The sequence below is a fragment of the Streptomyces sp. NPDC001100 genome, assembly GCF_053598575.1.
In genome coordinates this window covers 363,737-388,097 of record NZ_JBSFKO010000003.1, presented here as the reverse complement: position 1 = coordinate 388,097, position 24,361 = coordinate 363,737, and the positions used below count along the sequence as shown (strand labels likewise).

19 protein-coding genes and 1 pseudogene are annotated in these 24,361 nt (G+C 70.4%); 15 read left to right on the top strand and 5 right to left on the bottom strand.

Going from position 1 to position 24,361, the window contains the following annotated elements; all coding sequences use genetic code 11:
* The first annotated feature begins 91 nt into the window (after positions 1 to 91).
* The 8 genes from ndk to ACWDEW_RS06230 all read left to right on the top strand — a co-directional run bounded on the left by ndk (position 92) and on the right by ACWDEW_RS06230 (position 10,780).
* On the top strand, positions 92 to 505 hold the full coding sequence (gene ndk, locus ACWDEW_RS06265; protein WP_450510097.1) for a nucleoside-diphosphate kinase: 414 nt from the start codon (positions 92 to 94) through the stop codon (positions 503 to 505).
* 276 nt (positions 506 to 781) lie between these two features.
* Positions 782 to 1,801 carry a rod shape-determining protein gene (locus ACWDEW_RS06260; protein ID WP_019065566.1) on the top strand — a complete coding sequence of 340 codons (1,020 nt, stop codon included), beginning with the start codon at positions 782 to 784 and terminating at the stop codon, positions 1,799 to 1,801.
* Between the two features lie 169 nt (positions 1,802 to 1,970).
* A complete protein-coding gene (gene mreC / locus ACWDEW_RS06255) occupies positions 1,971 to 2,903 on the top strand; it encodes a rod shape-determining protein MreC (protein ID WP_450510095.1) in 933 nt (310 codons plus the stop codon).
* A gap of 15 nt (positions 2,904 to 2,918) precedes the next feature.
* Positions 2,919 to 3,587, top strand: coding sequence for a rod shape-determining protein MreD (gene mreD, locus ACWDEW_RS06250; protein ID WP_450510093.1), 669 nt, complete (start codon positions 2,919 to 2,921; stop codon positions 3,585 to 3,587).
* Positions 3,588 to 3,681: 94 nt separating this feature from the next.
* On the top strand, positions 3,682 to 5,943 hold the full coding sequence (gene mrdA / locus ACWDEW_RS06245) for a penicillin-binding protein 2 (RefSeq protein ID WP_450510091.1): 2,262 nt from the start codon (positions 3,682 to 3,684) through the stop codon (positions 5,941 to 5,943).
* Positions 5,940 to 7,136, top strand: coding sequence for a rod shape-determining protein RodA (gene rodA / locus ACWDEW_RS06240; RefSeq protein ID WP_450510089.1), 1,197 nt, complete (start codon positions 5,940 to 5,942; stop codon positions 7,134 to 7,136). The genes mrdA and rodA overlap by 4 nt, the downstream gene beginning before the upstream one ends.
* A gap of 106 nt (positions 7,137 to 7,242) precedes the next feature.
* Positions 7,243 to 8,754: a CYTH and CHAD domain-containing protein gene (locus tag ACWDEW_RS06235; protein ID WP_450510087.1), complete on the top strand. Its 1,512-nt coding sequence runs from the start codon at positions 7,243 to 7,245 to the stop codon at positions 8,752 to 8,754.
* Positions 8,755 to 8,833: 79 nt separating this feature from the next.
* Positions 8,834 to 10,780: a TIGR03960 family B12-binding radical SAM protein gene (locus ACWDEW_RS06230; RefSeq protein WP_450510085.1), complete on the top strand. Its 1,947-nt coding sequence runs from the start codon at positions 8,834 to 8,836 to the stop codon at positions 10,778 to 10,780.
* On the opposite strand, the gene ACWDEW_RS06225 is transcribed toward ACWDEW_RS06230, so the two are convergent.
* Positions 10,770 to 11,072 carry a hypothetical protein gene (locus ACWDEW_RS06225; RefSeq protein WP_450510083.1) on the bottom strand — a complete coding sequence of 101 codons (303 nt, stop codon included), beginning with the start codon at positions 11,070 to 11,072 and terminating at the stop codon, positions 10,770 to 10,772. The genes ACWDEW_RS06230 and ACWDEW_RS06225 overlap by 11 nt on opposite strands.
* An 828-nt stretch (positions 11,073 to 11,900) precedes the next feature.
* On the opposite strand from ACWDEW_RS06225, the pseudogene ACWDEW_RS06220 reads away from it, so the two are divergent.
* A pseudogene (locus ACWDEW_RS06220) lies at positions 11,901 to 12,377 on the top strand (MarR family winged helix-turn-helix transcriptional regulator); the annotation flags it as partial.
* A 97-nt stretch (positions 12,378 to 12,474) separates the two neighbouring features.
* Here ACWDEW_RS06220 and ACWDEW_RS06215 read toward each other — a convergent pair.
* Positions 12,475 to 13,347: a hypothetical protein gene (locus ACWDEW_RS06215; RefSeq protein ID WP_450510081.1), complete on the bottom strand. Its 873-nt coding sequence runs from the start codon at positions 13,345 to 13,347 to the stop codon at positions 12,475 to 12,477.
* Positions 13,348 to 13,660: 313 nt separating this feature from the next.
* Here ACWDEW_RS06215 and ACWDEW_RS06210 point away from each other — a divergent pair, with 313 nt between their 5' ends.
* Entirely contained in the window at positions 13,661 to 14,797 is a 1,137-nt protein-coding gene (locus ACWDEW_RS06210; protein WP_450510079.1) for a glycosyltransferase, read from the top strand.
* 7 nt (positions 14,798 to 14,804) lie between these two features.
* Here ACWDEW_RS06210 and ACWDEW_RS06205 read toward each other — a convergent pair whose 3' ends face one another.
* The 3 genes from ACWDEW_RS06205 to ACWDEW_RS06195 all read right to left on the bottom strand — a co-directional run bounded on the left by ACWDEW_RS06205 (position 14,805) and on the right by ACWDEW_RS06195 (position 16,573).
* Entirely contained in the window at positions 14,805 to 15,038 is a 234-nt protein-coding gene (locus ACWDEW_RS06205; RefSeq protein ID WP_450510077.1) for a hypothetical protein, read from the bottom strand.
* A gap of 39 nt (positions 15,039 to 15,077) precedes the next feature.
* Positions 15,078 to 15,575, bottom strand: coding sequence for a hypothetical protein (locus ACWDEW_RS06200; protein WP_450510076.1), 498 nt, complete (start codon positions 15,573 to 15,575; stop codon positions 15,078 to 15,080).
* Between the two features lie 446 nt (positions 15,576 to 16,021).
* Positions 16,022 to 16,573 (bottom strand): cysteine hydrolase family protein, encoded by a 552-nt coding sequence (locus ACWDEW_RS06195; RefSeq protein ID WP_450510074.1) that lies wholly within the window; start codon positions 16,571 to 16,573, stop codon positions 16,022 to 16,024.
* Positions 16,574 to 16,747: 174 nt separating this feature from the next.
* On the opposite strand from ACWDEW_RS06195, the gene ACWDEW_RS06190 reads away from it, so the two are divergent.
* The 5 genes from ACWDEW_RS06190 (at position 16,748) to ACWDEW_RS06170 (ending at position 24,185) form a co-directional block, all read left to right on the top strand.
* The gene (locus ACWDEW_RS06190; RefSeq protein ID WP_450510072.1) at positions 16,748 to 17,365 is read left to right on the top strand and encodes a TetR/AcrR family transcriptional regulator; all 618 of its coding nucleotides are present in this window, start codon (positions 16,748 to 16,750) and stop codon (positions 17,363 to 17,365) included.
* A gap of 19 nt (positions 17,366 to 17,384) precedes the next feature.
* The gene (locus tag ACWDEW_RS06185) at positions 17,385 to 17,864 is read left to right on the top strand and encodes a GNAT family N-acetyltransferase (RefSeq protein WP_450510071.1); all 480 of its coding nucleotides are present in this window, start codon (positions 17,385 to 17,387) and stop codon (positions 17,862 to 17,864) included.
* Between the two features lie 57 nt (positions 17,865 to 17,921).
* A complete protein-coding gene (locus tag ACWDEW_RS06180) occupies positions 17,922 to 18,998 on the top strand; it encodes a hypothetical protein (protein WP_450510069.1) in 1,077 nt (358 codons plus the stop codon).
* A 46-nt stretch (positions 18,999 to 19,044) separates the two neighbouring features.
* Positions 19,045 to 19,824, top strand: coding sequence for a TIGR03936 family radical SAM-associated protein (locus ACWDEW_RS06175; protein ID WP_450510067.1), 780 nt, complete (start codon positions 19,045 to 19,047; stop codon positions 19,822 to 19,824).
* A gap of 263 nt (positions 19,825 to 20,087) precedes the next feature.
* Complete coding sequence (locus ACWDEW_RS06170) at positions 20,088 to 24,185, top strand: Rne/Rng family ribonuclease (protein WP_450510065.1); 4,098 nt, start codon at positions 20,088 to 20,090, stop codon at positions 24,183 to 24,185.
* The last annotated feature ends 176 nt before the right edge of the window (positions 24,186 to 24,361 follow it).

Here is a 24,361-nt window from a genome sequence, read left to right as displayed (position 1 = left end):
GGACACGCCCTGTAGCCTCGGCCCTGTCGTGAGACGACCGTGACACGGCCATGAGCCGACCCGCACCATCATGATCAGAAGGAGCCCCGTCGTGACCCAGCGCACCCTCGTCCTGCTCAAGCCCGACGCCGTTCGTCGTGGCCTGACCGGCGAGATCATCAGCCGTATCGAGCGCAAGGCCGGCTGGCAGATCACCGCGCTGGAGCTGCGCACCCTGGACCAGGACACCCTGGAGCAGCACTACGGCGAGCACAAGGGCAAGCCCTTCTACGAGCCGCTGGTGGAGTTCATGGCCTCCGGCCCGGTCGTCGCGCTGATCGTCGAGGGCGAGCGGGTCGTCGAGGGGGTGCGCGCGCTGGCCGGTCCGACCGACCCGATCGCCGCCGCGCCGGGCTCGATCCGCGGGGACTTCGGTGTGATCGTGCGGGAGAACCTGATCCACGCCTCGGACTCGGCGGAGTCCGCCGAGCGCGAGGTGAAGATCTTCTTCCCCGGGCGTTCCTGAATCTCCATCAGTAACCCACATGCCTGACCAGGGGCGGCCGCGTTTTTCCGGCCGTCTCTTGGCATATGCGTGCCGATCGGGGGAACGAGTGCCCCCGTTGGGCCGTCTCCACAAGCGAGGCAGCGCCTCACATGCTGACAATGGCGAAGACCCTCGCGCAGTGTTCGTGATGGCGCGTCTACGATGGAAGCCTTCACGTCACAGCACCCACTTCGCCGACCTGAAAAGCCCTCAAAAGCTCCCAGGAAGGCCAGACGAATCCTGATGGGGAACTCAATGTCGTTCATCGGCCGTGACATGGCTGTCGACCTCGGGACCGCCAACACGCTGGTGTACGTCAGGGGTCGCGGGATCGTACTCAACGAGCCGTCCGTCGTCGCGATCAACACCAACACCGGTGGCATTCTCGCGGTCGGCTCCGAAGCCAAGAAGATGATCGGGCGCACGCCCGGCAACATCGTTGCCGTACGTCCGCTGAAGGACGGTGTCATCGCCGACTTCGAGATCACCGAGCGCATGCTCCGCTACTTCATCCTGAAGATCCACAAGCGGCGCTATCTGGCCCGCCCCCGTGTCGTCGTCTGTGTGCCCTCGGGCATCACGGGCGTCGAGCGCCGTGCCGTCATCGAGGCGTCGTCCCAGGCCGGCGCCCGCCAGGTGCACATCATCGAGGAGCCCATGGCCGCGGCCATCGGTTCCGGCCTGCCGGTCCACGAGGCCACGGGCAACATGGTGGTGGACATCGGCGGCGGCACCACGGAGGTCGCGGTCATCTCGCTCGGCGGCATCGTCACCGCCCAGTCCATCCGCGTCGCGGGCGACGAGTTGGACAACGCGATCATCCAGCACATTAAGAAGGAGTACTCGCTCCTCCTCGGTGAGCGGACGGCTGAGCAGATCAAGATCACGATCGGTTCCGCGTACGACCTCGACGACGACCAGCACACCGAAATCCGCGGCCGGGACCTGGTCTCCGGCCTGCCCAAGACCGTCGTCATCTCCGCCGGCGAAGTCCGCAAGGCGATCGAAGAACCCGTCAACGCGATCGTCGACGCGGTGAAGACGACCCTCGACAAGTGCCCGCCGGAGCTGTCCGGGGACATCATGGACCGCGGAATCGTTCTGACCGGCGGTGGAGCCCTGCTGAAGGGTCTCGACGAGCGGCTGCGCCGGGAGACCGGTATGCCGATCCACATCGCGGAGGACCCGCTGGACAGCGTGGCGCTCGGCTCCGGCAAGTGCGTCGAGGAGTTCGAGGCGCTCCAGCAGGTTCTGGACGCCCAGCCGCGCAGATGACGTAACACTTCGATTCCGCCGTACGGGATGATCCCTTCTCGTGCGGCGGATCGTTGATACGGAGGCATAGGCTCCGTCATAGGCCTTCGTTCACATCCGACGGGCCCTCGTACACACCTGCATACCCGAACCTCTGCACATTTCTATGAGGAAGGCACGGCCGCCGCACGTGAGGGACACACGAGAGAGCCGGCTGCTCCTGGTGCTGCTGATCGCCGTCGCGTTCGCGTTGATCACGGTGGACATCCGGGGAGGGCAGGACTCGCCGGTCGAGGGTGCCCGCCGGGCCGCGGCCACCGTGTTCGGCCCGATCGAGAACGGCGTGTCGTCCGCCGTGAACCCGGTCGGCGACGCGATCTCAGCGGTCCGCGACTCCGGTGAGCGGCACGACCGGCTCGCGCTCCTGGAGAAGGAGAACGCGGCCCTCAAGGCGAAGCTCGGCAGCGACGACCGCAACCGCAGCCGCCTCAACCAGCTGGACAAGATGATGAAGGTGGCCGGCGAGGGCCAGTACGGCATCAAGGGCGCCCAGGTCATCGCCATAGGAGCCGCGCAGAGCTTCTCCTGGACGATCACCATCGACGTCGGCGCCAACGACGGCATCAAGCGCGACATGACCGTCCTCAACGGCGACGGGCTCGTGGGCCGGGTGACGACCGTCGGCCCGGACGCCTCCACCGTCCTCCTCGCCAACGACCCAGACTTCACCGTCGGCACCCGCATGGAGGGCAGCGACGAACTCGGCTTCGCCTCCGGCGAGGGCGACGGCCCGCTGCGCGTCGAACTGCTCAACGGCAAGGCGGAGGTGCAGAAGGGCGACCGGCTGGTCACCTTCGGCTCGCAGTCCGACAAGCCGTTCGTGCCCGGTGTCCCGGTCGGTGTCGTCTCCCGCGTCGACCCCTCCGGCGGCGGCCTGACCCGCACGCTCTACGTCACGCCGTACGTCAACTTCACCAAGCTCGACATCGTCGGCGTGGTCGTGGAGGCCCCGAAGAAGGACCCGCGCGACACGGTCCTGCCGGCGAAGCCCAAGCCGACCCCGATCCCGACGGTGACCGTCACGGTCACCCCGTCCGCAAGCGCGCCGGCCGCCGGCCAGTAGTAGGAGCGAATCCCCATGCGTGTCAACCGGATCCTGCTCTCCGTGCCGCTGGTCGTCGTCGCCATGGTGATCCAGGTGAGCGTCCTCGCCCGCCTCCACCTCCCGGGCGCGGTCCCCGACCTGCTCCTCCTCACGGTTTTGGGCCTCGCCATGGTCTACGGCCATGTCACCGGCGCCCTCATCGGCTTCGGTGCCGGCCTCCTCGCCGACCTCGCCCCGCCCGCCGACCACGCGGCCGGCCGCTACGCCCTCGTGCTCTGCGTCATCGGCTACCTCGCGGGCCTGGCGAAACCGGAGAACGGCCGCCTCAAGTCGGCGACCGGCCCGATGGCCGTCGTGGTCGCCGCCGCGATCGGCTCCACCCTCCTCTACGCCGGAGTCGGCGCCCTCGTCGGCGACACCGCCGCCCGCCATGTCGGCCTGCCCAGCCTGCTGTTCACGGCCGCCCTGTACGACCTGCTGCTCGCCCCGTTCGTCGTCCCCGGCGTCATGGCACTGGCCCGCCGCGCCGACAACGACCCCCTCGCCGAGACCAACGCCGCCAAGTCGGCCGACATCTCCTCGGGTTGGCTCGCCTCCGGCACCGGTCTCAAGATCGGCGGCCAGCGCGGCGGCCTGAAGCTGAAGACGGCTCGCGCGCGGGTGGCCCGGGCCGGGCGCATCAAGGGGGTCAAGCGGCTTTGAGGGCGCGGGAGTTGGCGGCACGGGAGTCGGCGTACGGCCACACAGGTAGGTCGTATATGACTCGTACACACATCGAGAGGGGGAGGCAGCACCAATGACCAACATCCCGGAGACCGGACGGACTCCACGGGTCCAGATCAGGCTCGTCGTCATCCAGATCCTCGTCCTCTCCCTCCTCGGCACCCTCGGCGGGCGCCTCTGGTATTTGCAGATCCGGGAGGGCTCCGCATACCAGAAGGAAGCGTCCGGCAACCATGTGCAGCAGGTCGTCGATCCCGCGGTGCGCGGCTCGATACTGGACGCGCGCGGTGTGCCCCTCGCGGACAACGAGACCCGGCTCGTGGTCTCCGCCTCCCGCACCGACCTGCTGAAGCAGGCCGACGACGGCAAGGCCGTCCTCACCAAACTGGCCGGCGTGCTGGGTCTGAAGCCCGAGGACGTCATCCAGAAGGTCCGGCTGTGCGACGCCAAGACCCCGCAGCCGTGCTGGAACGGCTCGCCGTACCAGCCGATCCCGATCACCGACGAGGCCACCGCCAAGCAGGCCCTGCAGATCCGGGAGCGCTCCGAGGACTTCCCCGGCATCACCGCCGAGCCCGAGGCCGTACGGCGCTACGCGGCCCCCGGTGACGCCAACGCGGCCCAGGTCCTCGGCTACCTCTCGCCGGTCACCGACGACGAGATCACCCAGGCCAAGGACACCGACTCGCCGTATCTGCGCTCCGACCAGGTCGGCCGCTCGGGCCTGGAGCGCCAGTACGACAAGGAGTTGCGCGGCAAGGCCGGCGTCACCCGCTACGAGGTCGACAACCTCGGCCGCGTGATCGGCAAGGCCAAGTCCGATGCCCCGCAGCCCGGTTCGAACCTCGTCACCAGCATCGACGCCCGCGTGCAGCGGGTCGCCGAGTACCAGCTGGACAAGGCGATGAAGGGTGCCCGCCAGCAGTTCGACAAGATCACCGGCGAGAACTACAAGGCCGACTCCGGGGCCGTCGTCGTGATGGAGGCCAAGACCGGCCGGATCGTCGCCATGGCGTCAGCGCCGACGTACGACCCGAACGTCTGGGTCGGCGGCATCTCCGCCAAGGACTACAAGCAGCTCACCGGCAAGAACTCCGACTACCCGCTGCTCAACAGGGCCATACAGGGTCAGTCGGCGCCCGGTTCGACGTTCAAGGTGGTCTCCACGGCCGCCGCGGTCGAGGCCGGCTACACCTGGGACGGCGGCTACCCCTGCACGAGCTCGTACTCGGTGGGCGGCCAGGTCTTCAAGAACTTCGAGGGCGAGAACTTCGGCCCCATCTCCCTGGGCCGCGCCCTTGAGGTCTCCTGCGACACCGTCTTCTACGGTCTCGCCGACGCCCAGTGGAAGAAGGACGGCGGCATCAACCCGAAGAAGGGCCAGCCCAAGGACTACTTCTACAAGGCGGCCCACCAGTTCGGCCTCGGCAAGACGACCGGCGTCGACCTCCCGAACGAGGTCACCGGCCGCGTCCCGGACCGCAAGTGGAAGCAGGAGACCTACGAGGCCAACAAGGCCTACTGGTGCAAGACCGGCAAGAAGGACGGCACCTACGTCCAGAAGATCGCCTACGAGAACTGCCTCGAAGGCAACAAGATGCGTGAGGGCGACTCGATCAACTACTCCATCGGCCAGGGCGACACCCTCGTCACCCCGATCCAGGAGGCCATGATCTACGGCGCCCTCGCCAACGGCGGCACCGAGTACGTCCCGACCATCGGCAAGGCGATCGTCAGCGCCGACGGCAAGACGGTCACGGAGATCAAGCCCAAGGTAAAGGCCAAGCTGCCGATCAGCGCGGCCACGCACAAGGGCATCGACAAGGCCCTCGCGGGCGTGGTCACCAGCGGTACCGCCGCCTGGAAGTTCCAGGGCTGGCCGCAGGACAAGATCGAGCTGCACGCCAAGACGGGTACGGCCGAGGTCTACGGCAAGCAGACCACCTCGTGGTTCGCGACCTACACCAAGGACTACACGGTGGTCATGACGATCGCCCAGGCCGGTACCGGTTCGGGCGCCTCCGGTGAGGCCGTGCGCAACATCTACAACGCGATGTACGGCGTCCAGGCCGACGGCTCCATCGACAAGAAGAAGGGGCTGCTGCCCAGCCCGCAGACCAGCCTCCCGAAGGTCCGCGCCGACGGCACGATCGCCTCCCCGAAGATCACCGCCGACCCGGCCAAGGAGCTGGAGAAGCAGCAGGAGCAGGCGACCCAGGGAGGGGTCACGGCCGCGGACGACACCCAGCCGCCCGCCACCTCGCCCTCACCGACCACCAACAGCAACACCCGCAGGCGCCCGCGCAGAAGGGGAAGCCGGAGGATGCTCACATGACCGGCAACAGCTTCTCCGTCTCCGGATACGGCCCCGAGCGGGCCGGCTGGACGCGGGTCTTCGCCCGCGACTCGCTGGCCCGCCGCCTGGACTGGCCGATACTGCTCTCGGCGATCGGCCTGTCCCTGATCGGCTCGGTGCTGGTCTTCTCGGCGACCCGCAACCGCACCGAGATCAACCAGGGCGACGAGTACTACTTCCTGATCCGGCACCTGATGAACACCGGCATCGGCATCGCCCTGATGATCGGCGTGATCTGGGTCGGCCACCGCACCCTGCGCGTCGTCGTCCCGTTCCTCTACGGCGCCTCGGTGTTCGGCATCCTGCTGGTGCTCACCCCGCTCGGCTCCACGGTCAACGGCGCGCACTCCTGGATCGTCCTCGGCGGCGGCTTCTCGCTCCAGCCCTCCGAGTTCGTGAAGATCACGATCATCCTCGGCATGGCGATGGTGCTGGCCGCCAGGGTCGACGCGGGCGACAAGCCCTACCCCGACCACCGCACGGTCCTCCAGGCCCTGGGCCTGGCCTCCGTCCCGATGATGATCGTCATGCTGATGCCCGACCTCGGGTCGGTCATGGTCATGGTCATCATCGTGCTCGGCGTGCTGCTGGCCTCCGGCGCCTCCAACCGCTGGATCTTCGGCCTGCTCGGCGCGGGCGCGATCGGCGCGGTGGCCGTCTGGCAGCTGCACATCCTGGACGAGTACCAGATCGCCCGCTTCGCCGCCTTCGCCAACCCGAGCCTCGACCCGGCCGGCGTCGGCTACAACACCAACCAGGCCCGCATCGCGATCGGCTCCGGCGGCCTCACCGGCGCGGGCCTGTTCCACGGCTCCCAGACCACGGGCCAGTTCGTCCCCGAACAGCAGACGGACTTCGTCTTCACGGTCGCGGGCGAGGAACTGGGCTTCGTCGGCGCGGGCCTGATCCTCCTCCTCCTGGGCGTGGTGCTGTGGCGCGCCTGCCGCATCGCCCGCGACTCCACCGAGCTCTACGGCACGATCGTCGCCGCCGGAGTCGTCGCCTGGTTCGCCTTCCAGTCCTTCGAGAACGTCGGCATGACCCTCGGCATCATGCCCGTCACCGGCCTGCCACTGCCCTTCGTGTCGTACGGCGGAACGTCGATGTTCGCGGTGTGGATCGCGGTGGGCCTGCTCCAGTCGATCCGGGTCCAGCGCCCCATGTCCGCATAGCCCTCCGCCTTCGCGTGGGCGTTACCTGCGGGTTCGCTCAGGTTTCCCCGGGGTTCATTTGGGACGCCCCCTGCCATCCCGGCCCGTCAGCAACTAGATTCAGTTCATGGCGGACACAAAGCGCGAGATCGAGCGTAAGTACGAGTCCGACGACAGTGGTCTGCCCGACCTGACCGGCGTCGCCGGTGTCCGGGCCGTCATCGACAAGGGCGTCGCGAACCTGGACGCCGTCTACTACGACACGGCCGACGAGCGTCTGGCCAAGGCCTCGATGACCCTGCGCCGCCGCACCGGCGGCTCGGACGCGGGCTGGCACCTGAAGGTGCCGGTCGCGCCCGGAGTCCGCGACGAGATCCGCGAGCCGCTCTCCGACACCGTGCCGCGCACCCTCGCCGGCCTGGTCCGCTCCCGGGTCCGCGAGGCCGAACTGCTGCCCCTGGTCCGGCTCCGCTCCGACCGGGACGTACGCCACCTCGTGGACGCGGACGGCGCGCTGCTCGCCGAGGTCAGCGTGGACGCCGTACACGCCGAACGCCTCACCGACGGCGGCGGCACCGCGCAGTGGACCGAGATCGAGGTCGAACTCGCCGACGACGGCGACCCCGTCTTCCTCGACAAGGTGGAGAAACGGTTGCGCAAAGCGGGCGTACGACCGTCCTCGTCCGCGTCGAAGCTGGCCCGGGCGCTGGCGGAGACCGCCCCGAAGAAGTCCGGGAAGCGCAAGGCGCCACCAGCCCCCGAGGAACCCCGGACCGCCGGCGACCACATCCTCGCCTACGTCCGCGACCAGCGCGACGCGATCCTCGAACTCGACCCCGCCGTACGGCAGGACGCCTACGACTCCGTGCACCGCATGCGGGTCGCCACCCGCCGGCTGCGCAGCGCCCTCCGCTCGTACGGCAAGGTCCTCGACCGCACGGTCACCGACCCGGTCGGCGAGGAACTGAAGTGGCTGGCGGGCGAGTTGGGCGTGGACCGGGACCGCGAGGTGATGACCGAACGCCTGACGACCGTCCTCGCCGAACTGCCCCGCACGCTCGTCTCCGGTCCGATCCGCACCCGCATGCGCACCTGGGCCAACGCCCGTCGGGGCGGCTCGCGCCGACGGCTGATCGGCGTCCTGGACTCCAAGCGGTATCTCGCGCTGCTCGACACCCTGGACGCTCTGGTGGCCGAGCCGCCGCTGCTGCCGGACGCGGCCGGCAAGCCGGAGAAGGTGATCGGCAAGGCCGTACGCAAGGACTTCGGGAAGGTCTCGGCGCTCGTCGAGGAGGCGATCGGGGCACCGCCCGGCGCCGACCGCGACCTCGCGCTGCACGAGGCCCGCAAGAAGGCCAAGCGCACCCGGTACGCGGCGGAGGCGGCGAGCCCCGCGCTCGGCGCTCCGGCCCGTGGACTGGCCAAGTCCATGAAATCGCTGACCAGCCTGCTCGGCGAGCACCAGGACAGTGTCATGGTCCGGCTGACCCTGCGGGAGCTGTCCGCGGTCGCGCACGCGGCGGGGGAGAGCTCGTTCACGTACGGGGTGCTGTACGGGCGCGAGGAACAGCGGGCGGCGGCCGTGGAAGCGGCGCTGCCGGGGGTGTGGGAGGAGATCGGGACCGGGGCGCCCCTCTGAGCCGTACGGGGGACCTCCGGGATCGCGTTAGTCTGGATGGTCACCCGTCCGTTCAGTACCGCTCACGAAGGTTCGCGAGATGCCTGCCGAAGTCGCTGCGGCCGCAGAGTCCGTGTTTCCGCAGCTCGAAGCCCTGCTCCCGCAGGTGCAGAAGCCGATCCAGTACGTCGGAGGCGAGCTCAACTCCACGGTCAAGCCGTGGGAGTCGTGCGACGTCCGCTGGGCGCTGATGTACCCGGACGCGTACGAGGTCGGCCTGCCCAACCAGGGCGTCATGATCCTCTACGAGGTCCTGAACGAGCAGGAGGGCGTCCTCGCCGAGCGCACCTACAGCGTGTGGCCCGACCTTGAGGCGCTGATGCGGGAGCACCGCGTCCCGCAGTTCACGGTCGACAGCCACCGCCCGGTCGGCGCCTTCGACGTGTTCGGGCTCTCCTTCTCCACCGAACTCGGCTACACGAACATGCTGACGGCCCTGGACCTGGCGGGCATCCCGCTGGAGTCGAAGGACCGCACGCTCGACGACCCGATCGTGCTGGCGGGCGGCCACGCGGCCTTCAACCCCGAGCCGATCGCCGACTTCATCGACGCGGTGATCATCGGCGACGGCGAGCAGGCCGTCCTCGACATGACGAAGATCATCCGCACCTGGAAGGCGGAGGGCCGCCCCGGCGGGCGCGAGGAGGTCCTCTTCCGGCTGGCGAAGACGGGTTCGGTCTACATCCCGGCGTTCTACGACGTCGAGTACCTGCCGGACGCCCGTATCGCGCGCGTCGTCCCCAACAAGTCGGGCGTGCCGTGGCGTGTGTCGAAACACACGGTCATGGACCTCGACGAATGGCCGTACCCCAAGCAACCGCTGGTCCCGCTCGCCGAGACGGTCCATGAGCGCATGTCGGTCGAGATCTTCCGCGGCTGCACGCGCGGCTGCCGCTTCTGCCAGGCGGGCATGATCACCCGCCCGGTGCGGGAGCGGTCGATCACGGGCATCGGCGAGATGGTCGAGAAGGGCCTGAAGGCGACCGGCTTCGAGGAAGTGGGCCTCCTCTCCCTCTCCTCGGCCGACCACTCGGAGATCGGCGACATCGCGAAGGGCCTGGCGGACCGGTACACGGAGGACAAGATCGGCCTGTCCCTCCCGTCGACCCGCGTGGACGCCTTCAACGTCGACCTGGCGAACGAGCTGACGCGCAACGGCCGTCGCTCGGGTCTGACCTTCGCCCCTGAGGGCGGCTCGGAGCGCCTGCGCAAGGTCATCAACAAGATGGTGTCCGAGGAGGACCTCATCCGCACGGTCTCGACGGCGTACGGCAACGGCTGGCGTCAGGTGAAGCTGTACTTCATGTGCGGCCTGCCGACCGAGACCGACGAGGACGTCCTCCAGATCGCGGACATGGCGATGAAGGTGATCGCCGAGGGCCGCAAGGTCTCCGGCCAGAACGACATCCGCTGCACGGTCTCGATCGGCGGCTTCGTCCCCAAGCCCCACACCCCCTTCCAGTGGGCCCCGCAGCTCTCGGCGGAGGAGACGGACGCCCGCCTCGCGAAGCTCCGGGACAAGATCCGCGGCGACAAGAAGTACGGCCGCTCGATCGGCTTCCGCTACCACGACGGCAAGCCCGGCATCGTCGAGGGCCTGCTGTCGAGGGGCGACCGGCGAGTGGGTGCGGTGATCCGCGCGGTCTACGAGGACGGCGGCCGCTTCGACGGCTGGCGCGAGCACTTCTCCTACGAGCGCTGGATGCGCTGCGCGGAGAAGACGCTGCCCGCGTTCGGTGTCGACGTCGACTGGTACACCACCCGCGAGAAGACCTACGAGGAGGTCCTCCCCTGGGACCACCTGGACTCGGGCCTCGACAAGGACTGGCTCTGGGAGGACTGGCAGGACGCCCTCGACGAGACAGAGGTCGAGGACTGCCGGTGGACGCCGTGCTTCGACTGCGGGGTGTGTCCGCAGATGGACACGTCGATCCAGATCGGGCCGACGGGGAAGAAGCTGCTGCCGCTGAGCGTGGTCAACAAGTAGCGGAGGGGGCGGACCCCGCCGCCGGACGGTGAGCGTCGGCGCCCTCGATGGTCAGGGTGTCGCGGGCGAGGTCCGGCCCGGTCCGCACGGTCACCTGGACGGCGTGTTGCTCGCCCGCGCGCCCAAGCCGCCCGGTGACCGTCACCTTGTGGCCTTTCACCTCGACCTGAAGGTCCGATCCGGTGGGTGCGGAGGCGCTCACGATGTGCTGCGGCCCGGCGGGCCACACGGTCGCGGACGAAGTGAACTCTTCTCCGACCGTGACTTCGATGTGCGACGGAGTGAGGATCATGAAGCCTTTCGGGTGCCATGACCCGTTGCCTGGGGGTATCTGATTGCCGGTCATGCTGCCAGCGTGCGCCGATCCCGGGGGCCGCAGGAGGTGACGGTCGGCCTGTGCGGTGGGCCGACTGCGGCAGTTTCGGGGCCGTTCGGTCCGTATCCACCGCACATGCGCGGTGAGTATGGCTCCGTCGGTTTGTGTTCGCGGATGGGTAAGTCCGTCCGGTTCAGTCCCGCGGGGAAGAAGCTGCTGCCGTCGACGGTGAAGCAGCCAGCGGGGTCGGGAGGCGGGTAGGCGCACTGACGTCCGCGATGTGCTGGTGACCGACGGGGTCGTGCGGGCGGGGTCAGGCGACCCGTCCGCCGACTCCCGAACGTCCTTCGGGGGTGGCTGAGAGGCCGACCGTCACCTGCTCGCGGACCTGTTCGCCGAGTACGCCGACGACCGCTTCGGTGATCGCGGTGACGAGCCGCGCCGGCGCGTCCGGGACGTCGGGGTGCCGATAGGCGGCCTCGCGCAGGCTCAGGGTGATGTTCGGGGCGGCCCGGTCGGTCGGCTTTCCGCCGAGACCGCGCCGGCCTCGGGGGATACCGATGAGGTCTACGGCGACCAGGTGCGCGAACCGCTCGCCCTAGACGGAGCCGACCGCGTCCGTGAGCCCCCGGATCAACCCCTCCTCGGCCTGTCCGTCGAGCACGGCCTCGCTGATGTGCACGGTGAAGTGGGGCTGGTGGAATCTCCGTTCGGGTCCGGGCCTGGATGGAGGGCGGATCGGCGGCTGATGTCTTTGACGGCAAAACATCTTTGCCGTCAAAGGTAAATGCCGAGAGGTGCGTGATGGCCGGATCCGAGCGACACGAGGCCGGGGTGGGTGACGTGGACGCCGTCGACGCCGTGGTGCGCGAACTGTTGTTGCTCATGCCGCGGATGGCGAGCCGGGTGAAGCGCGTTCCGCTGCCCGAGGGGTTGCAGGCGCAGTCGTTGGCTCCCCGCCATCTCTCCCTGCTGTCCTGCCTGTTGTTCGACGGGCCCATGACCGTCAACGAACTGGCCGCGCGACTGGGGGTGGCGCCCACCACGGTCAGCCTGATGGTCGGCGACCTGAGTGGGAAGGGCATCCTGGACCGGCGCGAGGACGCGTCCGATCGGCGGCGCCGGATCGTCGCCATCGCGGTCGAACGGCACGAGGCGATCGCCGCGTGGCTCGCACCGGGCGCGGCGGCCTGGCGCCGGGTGCTGGGGCCGCTGACGCCGGCGGAGCGGCGGCTTTTTGTGGACACCCTGCGGGCCTATGAGGTGGCGGTGGGGGAGGAGCGGGGGGCTGAGGTCTGGTCACGGGGGTGCCCGGAGGTCTGTCGGCTGACCTCCGGGCATCCCTGTTCGCGTGTTGTTCTCGTGGGGTGCGGGGGTGTCACACCCCGCCGTTGGTGGCCCCGGGCGACGGCTGCAGTGTCACCTTCGTCCAGGGGTTGGGGGTGGTTCCGGTGTTGCAGTTCAGCGTGGCGGGGTTGGTGCTGTTGACCTCGACGCAGGTGGTCTCCCAGACCTGGCCCGTGGTCGTCATGACGTCGATCTTGATGGGCGCCCCCGTGTTGGCGCTGTGCCCGTTGATGGCGACTCCGCAGGGGAGGCCGGCCGTGCCGCCCGCCGGGTAGTTGGCGTGGGTGCTGAGGTCGGTCCAGAGGAAGTTGCGGGGGGTGGTGCCCCGGAGGTCGTGGATGCCCGCGTAGGTTTTGCCGCCGGTCAGCGCGGCTCGCAGCTCGAAGTTGTTCGAGTCCTGCTGGGCGTCGATGTCGGAGCAGGGTCCGGTGGCCCCGGTCGGCCCAGTAGGGCCCTGCGCGCCAGTGGCTCCGGTGGCTCCGGTCGCACCGGGAGTGCCCCCGGAGGGGCCTGTGGGGCCTGTGGGGCCGGTGGCACCGGGTGTGCCGGGCGTGCCTGTTCCGGTCGCTCCCGTGGCACCCGTCGGTCCCGTGGGTCCGGTGGGTCCGGTCGGGCCGGTGGCTCCGGTGGTGCCCTTCGGGCCGGTGGGTCCGGTCGGTCCCTTGCAGTGGTCCTTGCCGCCGGCCTCGGTCGCGCGGGACTTGTGGTGGTGGTTCGGTTTGCAGTGATCGCCGCCGTTACCGGCGGCCGCGCTCGTCTGGTCGGTCATGCCGCGAGCGGCCGCGGCGGCCGGATCGACCACGCCGGCCGCCAGGACCAGCGACAGCGAGGCGACCATGCCCGCCTTCTTGAACCGGTCCCGGGCCAGCGGTCCCAGTGGTGCTGTGCGGAACTCAGGACTCATCCTCATCTTCGTGCTCCCTTGTCGACCGGTTCGGGCGATGTCCCGAATCCGAGTGCGAGTGCGAGCTTGACGTGAGTGGACCGGGGTGACCGTCGTAGTGGTCGGGAACGCGCCCATTTATCGTCGTATCGGACTAATCGGTGCGTTCTGATGAGGCATTTCTTACCTGTGATCACCCGTCCGGTCCAAGCCGCCGCTGTTCGGGGGCTCTTGGGTGCGGTCCTCCGCGTGGATGGACGGGCGGGGAGCGGGTGCGTGGCACTGTGGCGCGCGTGTTTCCGACGGGACGCCGGCGTCCGGGACGGGTGAGGCCGTGAAGCAGCAGACTCTGTGCCTGTGCATGATCGTCAAGAACGAGTCGCTCGTGATCGAGCGCTGTCTGGAGGCCGTCCGCCCTCTGATCGACTACTGGGTGATCTCGGACACGGGCTCCACGGACGGCACGCAGGACCTGATCCGCAAGGTGCTGGACGGTGTTCCGGGCGAACTCCACGAGGAGCCCTGGGTCGACTTCGGGCACAACCGCACCCGGAACATCCAGCTGGCCCACGGCAGGGCCGACTACCTGCTCACGCTCGACGCCGACCACGTCCTGCGTCAGGCCGCCCCGCTGCCGCGGCTGACGGCGGGCTCGTACATGCTGCGCTACGACGGTCCCGGCACCCAGCACCGGTTCAAGCATCTGATGCGGGGCGACTGGCTGTGGCGCTACGAGGGCGTCACCCACGAGTACCCGTGCACCGACGAGCCCGACACCCAGGAGAACCTGGGCGCCCTCGTCATCGAGGACCAGGCCGACGGCGGTTGCCGCGGCGACAAGTTCGAGCGGGACGCGCGTCTGCTCCGGCGCGAACTGGACCGCGACCCCGACAACCCGCGCACCGTCTTCTACCTGGCCAACACCGAGCGCGACCTCGGGCACGCGGAGGAGGCGATCGCCCTCTACGAGCGTCGGGCCGGGATGGGCGGCTGGGGCGAGGAGGTCTACTGCTCGCTTCTGGAGGCCGGAGTCCTGCGCGCGGAGCGGACCGACGACTGGCCGGGCGCGATGGACGCGTTCTCCCGGGCGTGGGACGGACGCCCTCAACGGCTGGAAGCCTGCTACGAGTTGGCATCCCGTCTGCGCCTCGCCGGCCGCTACCGCACCGCGTACGCCCTGCTCGCCGACGCGGTCGGCAGACCGGAACCCGACGACCTGCTCTTCACCAGACCCTGGGTGTACCGGTGGGGGCTCCTCTTCGAGTTCTCGATCGCCGCCTACTGGGTGGGCGAGTTCGCGGCCTCCGTCGAGGCGTGCGACCGACTCCTGTCCCTGCCGGACCTGCCCGCCGCCGTCCGCCAACAGACCCTGGCCAACCGGGAGTTCTCCGCCCCGCACCTCGCTGCGGTACCCGTGCGCAGACCGAAGGTCTCCCGGGCGGGCAAGGCGGCCAGGGGGAGGAAGAAATAGGCGCCCGCTACTTCTGCTTGTCCGCCCGGTAGAGCTTGATATCCCTGTTCACGAACAGGTGCACGTACCCGCACCGCCAGCAGATCAGGCCGGTGGCGTTCTCGTCGGCCCAGCCCAGCTTCATGAACTCCATGCCGGTGCTGTTGAGCAGAACGCCCCGCTCGCGGAACAGGTCCCCTTGGCAGACCTGGCAGTTGAGCCAGACGCCGTCGCCCAGTGCGGCGCGTACCGGTTTCGCCATCGTGTGAACTCCCCCGTTCCTGGCATGTGTTGACCAAGATTACGGGGCGGTCGCGGTCGCGGAAGGTGACTGCGGCGGGTAGCTCGGGTGCAGGGAGGCGGAGAGCGGGGCCAGGGTCGCGCACAGTGCCGTGGGGAACTTGGGCTCCACGCGTCGTACCGCCTCGCAGCCTCCGGTCGAGCTCGCCGTGATCGTCTTCCAGCCCGCGGGCTCGGCGCGGAAGAAGACGCGGTCGCCCAGGCGGGACGTGCAGCCGGACGGGGTCGCGGTCGTGTCTCCGCAGACCGGGCCCGTACGCCAGGAGAAGTCGATGACCAGCCACTTGCCGTCGCAGTGTTCCGCCTCGCGGTAGCTGTGCTCGGGGGCGTCGGCCGAGATCATCGCCTGCTCGTAGGAGCGGACGGTGCAGCCGGTGGCCGGCGGGTGACAGCCGAGTTCGCCGCACAGGCGAAGTGCGGGCAACTTGGCGCCGTCGGTGGTGAATTGGGTGTCCTGGTCCACGACCAGTTGCTGGTTGCCCAGGGGCTTGGGCAGCACGAGTCGCGTCGAGGCCGTACGTTCCCCGGTGCAGCCGGAGCGCCGGTCCCCGACGGGGAGGAGTAGGTGATCTGGACCCACAGGATGTTCCGCTCGGAGGCGGTGAGTGCGGCCCTGAGCGCCCGTACGCACGGGTGCTTGCCGTCGGGCACCCGTGTGGTCAGGGTCAACGTGCGCTGATCCGACGCGAGTTGGGCCGCGGTGACCGCGGAGGGCTGCATCGTGGTCCAGGAGATCGACGCAGTCGGTGTCGCTCCGTTCGCGTCACCTGCCACCTGCGTCCCGCAGCCGCCGAGAAGCAGTACGGCCAGGGCGCAGAGGGTGGCGGCCACTGCCGCCCCAAGTGTTCTGGCTGGTCGCACGAGCGCTCAATCCCCCCGGATCGCACCGACGTCGACTCCGGCGCATGGGGCACCGGCATTAAGTACGGGATCAATATAGGGAGTTCAGTGCACGGCGACCCACTCGGCCACCGTCGTGACGTCCGCCTGTATCGGGAACACCTTCTCCGTGAGGACCCGGTGCACCTCGGGGTCGTTGTCGAGGCAGCCGTCGGACAGGACCGTGAGCGTGAAGTCGAGATCGGACGCCTGGCGGAGCGTCGACAGGACGACGCCGCTGGTGGCGATGCCGGTCAGGGCCAGGTGGTCGATGTCGCCTGCCCGCAGCACCATGTCGAGGTCGCTGCCGGCGAACGCGCTGACGCGGCGCTTGGTGACGAGGATGTCGCCGGGTTCGGGGGCCACGTCCGGGTGGATCTCGTTGGCCCGGGCGGCGGCGGCCGGTACCTGGACGCCCGCGAGCCTGCCGAACATCTTGTTGCGCGCGCTGACCTCCGGGGCACCGGGGCGGAAGCCGACGGTCACGTAGATGACGGGGACGCCGTCCGCGCGGGCCGCGTCGATCGCCTTGCGCAGGCGCGGCAGATAGGCCGGGTCGGGGTAGCGGTCGACGATGACGCGCTGGACGTCCATGACGAGAAGGGCTTGCTTGGACACCGTTGTCCTTTCGGACGGGAGGGGCAGACGAGAAGTGCGCATGGGAGGGCAGGGCGTGAGGGGGGCACACGTGAGCGGGGCGGGCTAAGTCATCACGTGATTACTTGCTTAACGTAACCATGCCCTGTAGTCATGTCAACGAGTGATTACTTGACCTGCCCGAGGAGGCTGCCGGTGGAGACGAGTGAGGCCGACGGACCCCGGCGGCGGGACGCGGCGGCGACCCGGCAGGCGCTCCTGGAGGCCGCGAGCAGCCGGTTCACCCGGCTCGGGTACGACCGCACGACCCTGCGGGACGTGGCCGCCGACGTCGGGGTCAACCTGGCGCTCATCAAGCGGTACTTCGACTCGAAGGAAGGGCTCTTCAAGGCGGCGCTGGCCTCGACTCCCCGCTTCCTGGGCCGCGGCGATCACTTCCCGCAGGACCGGGCAGACCTCGCCGAGGCGCTCAGTCACCAACTCTCCGCCGGTGCCTGGCCGGAGTTCGGCGAACACCCCGTGCTGATGCTGCTGCGCGGCTCCGGCGACGAGCGCGTGGACGCGCTGCGCCGCAAGGCCCTCGACGAGTTCGGGCGGCAGATCCTCGAAGCGTCCGGCGGGGGACCGGCGGGGGAGGACGACGACGAACGGCTGCTGCGGGCGCAGCTCCTGGTCGCGCTCGGCGTCGGCGTCGCCGTCGTACGGTCCGCCGTAGGCCTGCGGCCCCTGCGTGACGCGACCGCCGGTCAACTGGCCGCGCCCCTGCGGGAGATCGTCGACGCGCTGCTGACGCCCCCTGCCGACGACCGCTGAACTCCCGCACAATGCACGGGTGGACGACTTCATGATCCGCCCCGCCGAACCCGCCGAGCTGGAGGCCGTCGCAGAGCTGCGGTGGCAGTGGCTTCTGGAGGGCGGCGACCAACCCGTCACCCTCCGCGGGGAGTTCGTCCGGTACTTCGTCGACTGGGCGGCGGAGCACGCCGGTTCGCATCGCTGCATGGTCGTCGTGCGGGACGGTTCGGTCATCGGGATGGCCTGGCTGGCAGTCGTCCAGCGGGTGCCGAGTCCGCGTGCCCTGCACCGGGCCTCCGGTGATCTGCAGTGCGTGTACGTGGTCCCCGGCGAGCGGGACAGCGGGGTCGGCGGCCGGCTCGTGGAAGCGGTGTTGAGCCGCGCCCGGGACCTCGGCCTCGAACGCGTCACCGTCCACTCCTCGCCCCGGGCGATCCCCGCGTACGCCCGCCGCGGCTTCGCCTCCTCGCCCCGGCTGCTGCACACCCATGTCTCCCGCGCGGACTCGTACCCGTGACCCATGAGGAGGGTGCCGTACCGCATCCGTACGGGGAGTTGAGGCGTCCTGACTGATATGGACGCCCCTGTGAAGTTCGAGAAACCCTCCGCGCGGCCCGCGCCGCAGTCGCCCGAGGGATGTCTCGCCGTCGCGATCCGGGTTCCGGTGCGGATCGTCGTGCTCGTGCTGGTCGTGCCGGTGCGGGTGGTGTGGGACACGCTGGTGGTCGGCGGGCGGTTCCTGTGGCGGACCGTGCTGCGGCCGGTGGGGCGGGCGCTGTTCGTGTGGCCGTTGGTGGTGCTGTGGCGGTGTGTCGTCGTACCCGGCGCCAAGGCGGTCGGCCGGCTCGTGAATTGGCTTGTCCTGGTGCCGCTGGTCTGGCTGTACCGGCATGTGCTGACCCCGCTCGGGCACGCCCTCGCCTGGACGGCGCGCGGGATCGGGAGCGGGCTGGCGTGGGTGTACGCGCGCGTGCTCACTCCCGTCGGGCACGCGTGCGTGTGGGTCGTCGAAGGGGTGACCGCAGCCGTCGCTTGGCTCGGGCGGTATCTGCTCGTCGTGCCGGCCGGGTGGCTGTACGCCTGGGTGCTCGCCCCGGTCGGGCGGGCGATCGCCTGGTGCGGGCGGGGGCTGCTGTGGCTGGCGAACGCCGTCGGTACCGGTGTCGGTGTCGTCCTGTACTGGACGGCCCGGATCCTGCTCGTACTGCCCGCGATCGCGCTCTGGCGCTGGGTGCTGGCACCGGTCGGGCGGATCCTCGCCGTCGTGGGACGGGAGGTCTGGGACGCCCTCGGGCACGCCTGGCGGATCGCCGGGCACATCTCGCTCGCCGTGGGACGGGCGCTCGCGACCCTCTTCCGGTGGATCTTCGTGGCGCCGGTGAGCTGGGTGTACCGGACCGTCCTCACCCCGGTCGGACACGTCGTACGGGACCTGGTGCTGCGGCCCGCCGCCGAGGCCTCGCGCGCCGTGGGCCGGGTCACCCGGCAGGCGCTGACCGCCGCACGCGAGTCCGCCCGGCAGGCGCGCGCCGACTTCCGGCGGGTGGTCTTCGGCGAGCCCCGGCAGCCCCAGCCGGTGGAGCGACGGGAACCGATGGGCGACGAGACACGTACTCTTGGTAGAAGTACGACCGTTCTCACGAAGGACTAGGACACTGGGCAAGCGACAGCCCGAAGGCCCGCCGCCCGCACCCGCGGTGCAGCGCATCCGACTGCGCTACACCAAGCGCGGCCGCCTCCGGTTCACCAGCCACCGTGACTTTCAGCGCGCCTTCGAGCGTGCGCTGCGCCGCGCCGAGGTGCCGATGGCGTACTCGGCGGGGTTCACGCCGCATCCGAAGGTGTCGTACGCCAATGCCGCACCCACCGGCACGGGCAGTGAGGCGGAATACCTGGAGATCGCGCTCACCGCAGAGCGCGACCCCGACAAGCTGCGCGAGCTGCTCGACGAGTCGATGCCTGTCGGGCTCGACATCGTCGACGCGGTCGAGGCCCGGACCTCCGGGCTCGCCGACCGGCTCACGGCTTCCGTGTGGGAGCTGCGGCTCGACGGGGTGGCTCCCGAGGACGCCGAGCGCGCGGTGGCGGCGTTCAACGCGGCCGAGAGCGTCGAGGTCCAGCGCATGGCCAAGAACGGCTTGCGCACCTTCGACGCCCGTTCGGCCGTAGCGAGCCTTGAAGCCGTATCCGAGACGAACGGTCCACAGGCTGATAGGCCTACCGACCAGGCCTGTGCGATACTGCGGCTGGTTGTTCGGCACGTGACGCCTGCCGTTCGACCCGACGACGTCCTGTCCGGTCTTCGCGCCGTGGCCGACCTGGCGCCGCCGGTCGCCGTAGCGGTGACCAGGCTGGCGCAGGGGCTGTTCGATGAAGAGACCGGCACGGTGACCGACCCGCTCGCGCCCGACCGCGAGGCAGCAGTGACCGGGAATCCCACGGTCGCCGAAGCTGCCGCCGCGAAGGCGCCGGCGTAGGGAAGGTTCCGCGTAGGGACGGACGTCGTAGCGCCGCCCTCGGACTCGGGAGCCACCTGGGTCGGGCAGCGCACCGACCACAAGACTTTCGCCAGGCCGTCCGCAACTGGGCGTACGGAACCGGCGAGACAGGACACAGAGAGCTCCCGTGCGGCGCCCGCGCCCCGGACGGCGGCACCGCGCAACGCGCGAGCCGCGGACGTCACCGGCATCCAAGCCGGACCAGGCGCGGCGCCCGGGAGCCTGACGGGAGAAACGCCCGCATGCTCGAACCGACCGAGCCCCTTGAGGGTTCCGAACCGAACACCCCCAGCGACACGCTGCCGCCGCGCCGCAGGCGCCGCGCCGCGTCTCGCCCGGCGGGACCGCCGACCGCCCCCGAGGGCGCGGTCGAGAACAGCGCTCCGGCCATACCGGCCGAGGTGAGCGACGAGAAGAACGAAACCGACGAGAGCGTCGTCGAGGTCACCGAGGTGACCCCCGAGGCGCCCGTCGTCGTGGAAGCCGTGGAAGAGGCCGCGCCCGCCGGGCGTACGCGCCGTCGTGCGACCCGGAGGGTGTCCGCGCCCGCCGGAGCGCCCGAGGCGAGCGCGGTGCCCGAGGCGGCGGAGATCGTGGTGCCGGCCGTTGCCGCGCCTGCCGCCGTTGAGGAGACCGTGGCGGAAGAGGCCGCGCCCGTCGTGTCCGGCGAGGACGCGGCTCCGCGCCGCACCCGCCGCCGGGCAACGCGCAAGGTGACCGCGCCCGAGGCCGCTGCCCCCGAGGCCGTGCTGGAGCAGGCGGAGGAGCCTGCCGCGTCGGCCGTCGTCGAGGAAGCCGTAGCTGAGGAAGCCGTAGCCGTTGAAGCTCCGGTGGAAGAGGCCGCGCCCGCCGGGCGTACGCGCCGTCGTGCGACCCGGCGCGCCTCCGCGCCCGCCGGTGCGCCGCAGGCGGCCGGGGCCGTCGAGAACACCGAAGTGGCTGAAGCCGCCCAAGAGACCGAAGCGAGCGCAGCGCCTGCTGCCGCCGCCGCAACCGAAGTGACCGAAGGTGCCGCGCCCGCTGCGTCCGACGAGGATGCAGCGCCGCGCAGGAGCCGTCGTCGCGCCACGCGCCGTGTGTCCGCGCCTGCCGGGACGCCCGTGGGCGAGGAGGCCCCTGTGAACGACGAGACCACCGCGGACGCCGCGGAGACCAACACCGCCGCCGACGCTCCCGCCGAGGACTCCGGGCCGCGTCGTCGGCGCCGGGTCGCGCGGACCGCGGCCGGCGGGTTCTCCGCGCCCGCTCCCAAGAACGGCAAGACCGCCGAAGACGACGAGGGGCCGCGCCGGCCCGCGCGGCCCGCCGTGGCCGTGTTCCGGGCGCCCGTCTTCACCGAGCCGATGTTCCAGACGCCGGAGCGGGCCGCCGCCGCTGCCGCCGAGGAGGTGGAGGACGACGAGGAAGAGGTCGTCGTCGCCGAGCCCGTGGCCGTGGAAGTCGTCGAGGAAGAGACCGGCGGGCGTCGTCGGCGCCGTCGCCGGGGTGCCGCCTTCGAGGCCGAGCCCGTGGCTCCGGCCCCCGTCGAGGCCGCCGTTGTCGAGGAGGAGCCGGAGGAGGCCGACGAGGCCACCGAGGACTCCGCCGACGGCGACGAGACCGACGAGACCGAGGAGACCGGTTCGCGCCGCCGCCGTCGCCGTGGCGGTCGTCGCCGTCGCCGTGGCGAGTCCGCCACCGGTGAGGACGAGGCCGAGGACGGCGAGGAGTACGCCGCCGAGCAGGCCGCCGAAGACGCCGAGGACACCGCCGAGCAGGTCGAGGAGGACGCCGAGGAGGCGGACGAGGACCAGGGCGGCTCCGGATCGAGCAGCAGCCGTCGCCGGCGCCGCCGTCGTCGTCGCGCCGGTGACTCGGGCGGCGAGACCGAGTCGGTCTCCTCGTCGGACGACCCCGAGCGCACCGTCGTCAAGGTCCGCGAGCCGCGCGCCAAGAAGGACGACCACCCCAGCGACGAGGTGCAGTCCATCAAGGGCTCCACGCGTCTCGAAGCCAAGAAGCAGCGCCGCCGCGAGGGCCGCGAGCAGGGGCGCCGGCGCGTCCCGATCATCACCGAGGCCGAGTTCCTGGCCCGCCGCGAGGCCGTCGAGCGCGTGATGGTCGTCCGGCAGACCGGTGAGCGCACGCAGATCGGCGTCCTGGAGGACGGCGTGCTCGTCGAGCACTACGTCAACAAGGAGCAGTCGACCTCGTACGTCGGCAACGTCTACCTGGGCAAGGTCCAGAACGTGCTGCCCTCCATGGAGGCCGCGTTCATCGACATCGGCAAGGGGCGCAACGCCGTCCTGTACGCCGGTGAGGTCAACTTCGAGGCGCTCGGCATGGCCAACGGTCCGCGCCGCATCGAGTCCGCCCTGAAGTCGGGCCAGTCGGTCCTCGTGCAGGTCACCAAGGACCCGATCGGGCACAAGGGCGCCCGTCTGACCAGCCAGGTCTCCCTCCCCGGGCGCTACCTCGTGTACGTCCCCGAGGGCTCGATGACCGGCATCAGCCGCAAGCTGCCCGACACCGAGCGGGCCCGGCTGAAGACCATCCTCAAGAAGATCGTCCCCGAGGACGCGGGCGTCATCGTGCGCACCGCCGCCGAGGGCGCGAGCGAGGACGAGCTGCGCCGTGACGTCGAGCGGCTCCAGGGGCAGTGGGAGGACATCCAGAAGAAGTCGAAGAGCGGCGGCGGTTCGAACGCCCCGACGCTGCTGTACGGCGAGCCGGACATGACCGTCCGCGTCGTGCGCGACATCTTCAACGAGGACTTCACCAAGGTCATCGTCAGCGGTGACGAGGCGTGGGACACCATCCACGGCTATGTCTCGCACGTCGCCCCCGACCTCGCCGACCGGCTGTCCAAGTGGACGTCCGAGGTCGACGTCTTCGCGACGTACCGCATCGACGAGCAGCTGATGAAGGCGCTGGACCGCAAGGTCTGGCTGCCGAGCGGCGGTTCGCTGGTCATCGACAAGACCGAAGCGATGATCGTGATCGACGTCAACACCGGCAAGTTCACGGGTCAGGGCGGCAACCTCGAAGAGACCGTCACCAGGAACAACCTGGAGGCGGCCGAGGAGATCGTGCGCCAGCTGCGGCTGCGCGACCTGGGCGGCATCGTCGTCATCGACTTCATCGACATGGTCCTGGAGTCCAACCGGGACCTCGTCCTGCGGCGGCTCCTTGAGTGCCTGGGCCGCGACCGTACGAAGCACCAGGTGGCCGAGGTCACCTCGCTGGGCCTCGTGCAGATGACCCGCAAGCGCGTCGGACAGGGCCTCCTTGAGTCCTTCTCCGAGACCTGCGTCCACTGCAACGGCCGCGGTGTCATCGTGCACATGGAGCAGCCGACCTCGGTCGGTGGCGGCGGCAAGCGCAAGCGGCGCGGGCGCGGTGGCGACGGGCAGGACGCCCACGACGGTCACGAGACGCACGAGCACGATCACGACGCCGACGAGGTCGAGACCGAGGCGGAGGTGGCGGCCGAGGTCGCCATGCCGGTGCCGTTCGCCGAGACGGAGTTCCGTCCCGACGAGGACCTGTACAGCAGCGCCGCCGAGGCGGAGGCCGCGGCCACCCGTGGTGGGCGTTCGCGGCGCCGGACGAGCCGGCGGGCGTCGGCTCCGGCCGGTGCGCCGAGGGCCGAGTCCCGTGAGCCGCGGCAGCCGCGTGAGGTCCACGAGGCGCGTGAGGTGCGCGAGGAGGCCGAGCCGGCCGCCGTCGCGCAGGCCGAGCCCGTCGCCGTGGAGGACCCGGTGGTCGAGGCTCCGGTCGCTGCCGAAGCCCCTGCCGCCGAGGCCGCCGGGGTTGCCGACGACGCCGCGCCCAAGGGGCGTACGCGCCGTCGTGCGACCCGCAAGGCCACCGCGCCCGCCGGTTCACCGGCCGGGTCCGAGGAGGCCGCCGTCGTGACGGTCACCGAGGCTCCCGCACCGGTCGTCGTCGAGACGCCCGCGCCGGCCGCCCAGGTCGAGCAGCCCGAGGCGCCCGCCGAGAGCGCGGCTCCGGCCCGCCCGAGGCGTCGTGCCGTGCGCAAGGCGACCGCGCCCACCGCGTCGGAGGAGGCGGCCGTCGTGGTCGTACCGTCGACCGTGACGGCGGAAGCCCCGGCTGCCGTAGAAGCCGAGGCCGACGCCGAGGCTCCGGCCAAGAAGACGGCCGCGCGCAAGGCCGCCAAGAAGGCCCCGGCGAAGAAGGCGGTCGCCAAGAAGGCGGCGGCCACCAAGACCGCGGCAAAGAAGACGGCCGCGAAGAAGACGACGGCCAAGAAGGCCGCCAAGACCACGTCGAAGAAGACCGCGGCGGCGGAGCAGACGAGCCCGTCCTCCGTCACCGCCTCCACCGACGAGGGCTGAACCCAGGGCGGGTGCGGCCGGTCCGTGTGACCGGTCGCACTCCCCACGGGCCCGGTTTGACCCGTTCGGCCGCGGCCCCGTAACCTTGACTGTCGGCGTGTCCACTGGTGACACGCCACATCCCCGTAAACCTCTTCCTCCCGGGCGTGTTCCGCCGGGAGAGGCCGTCTGCTCTG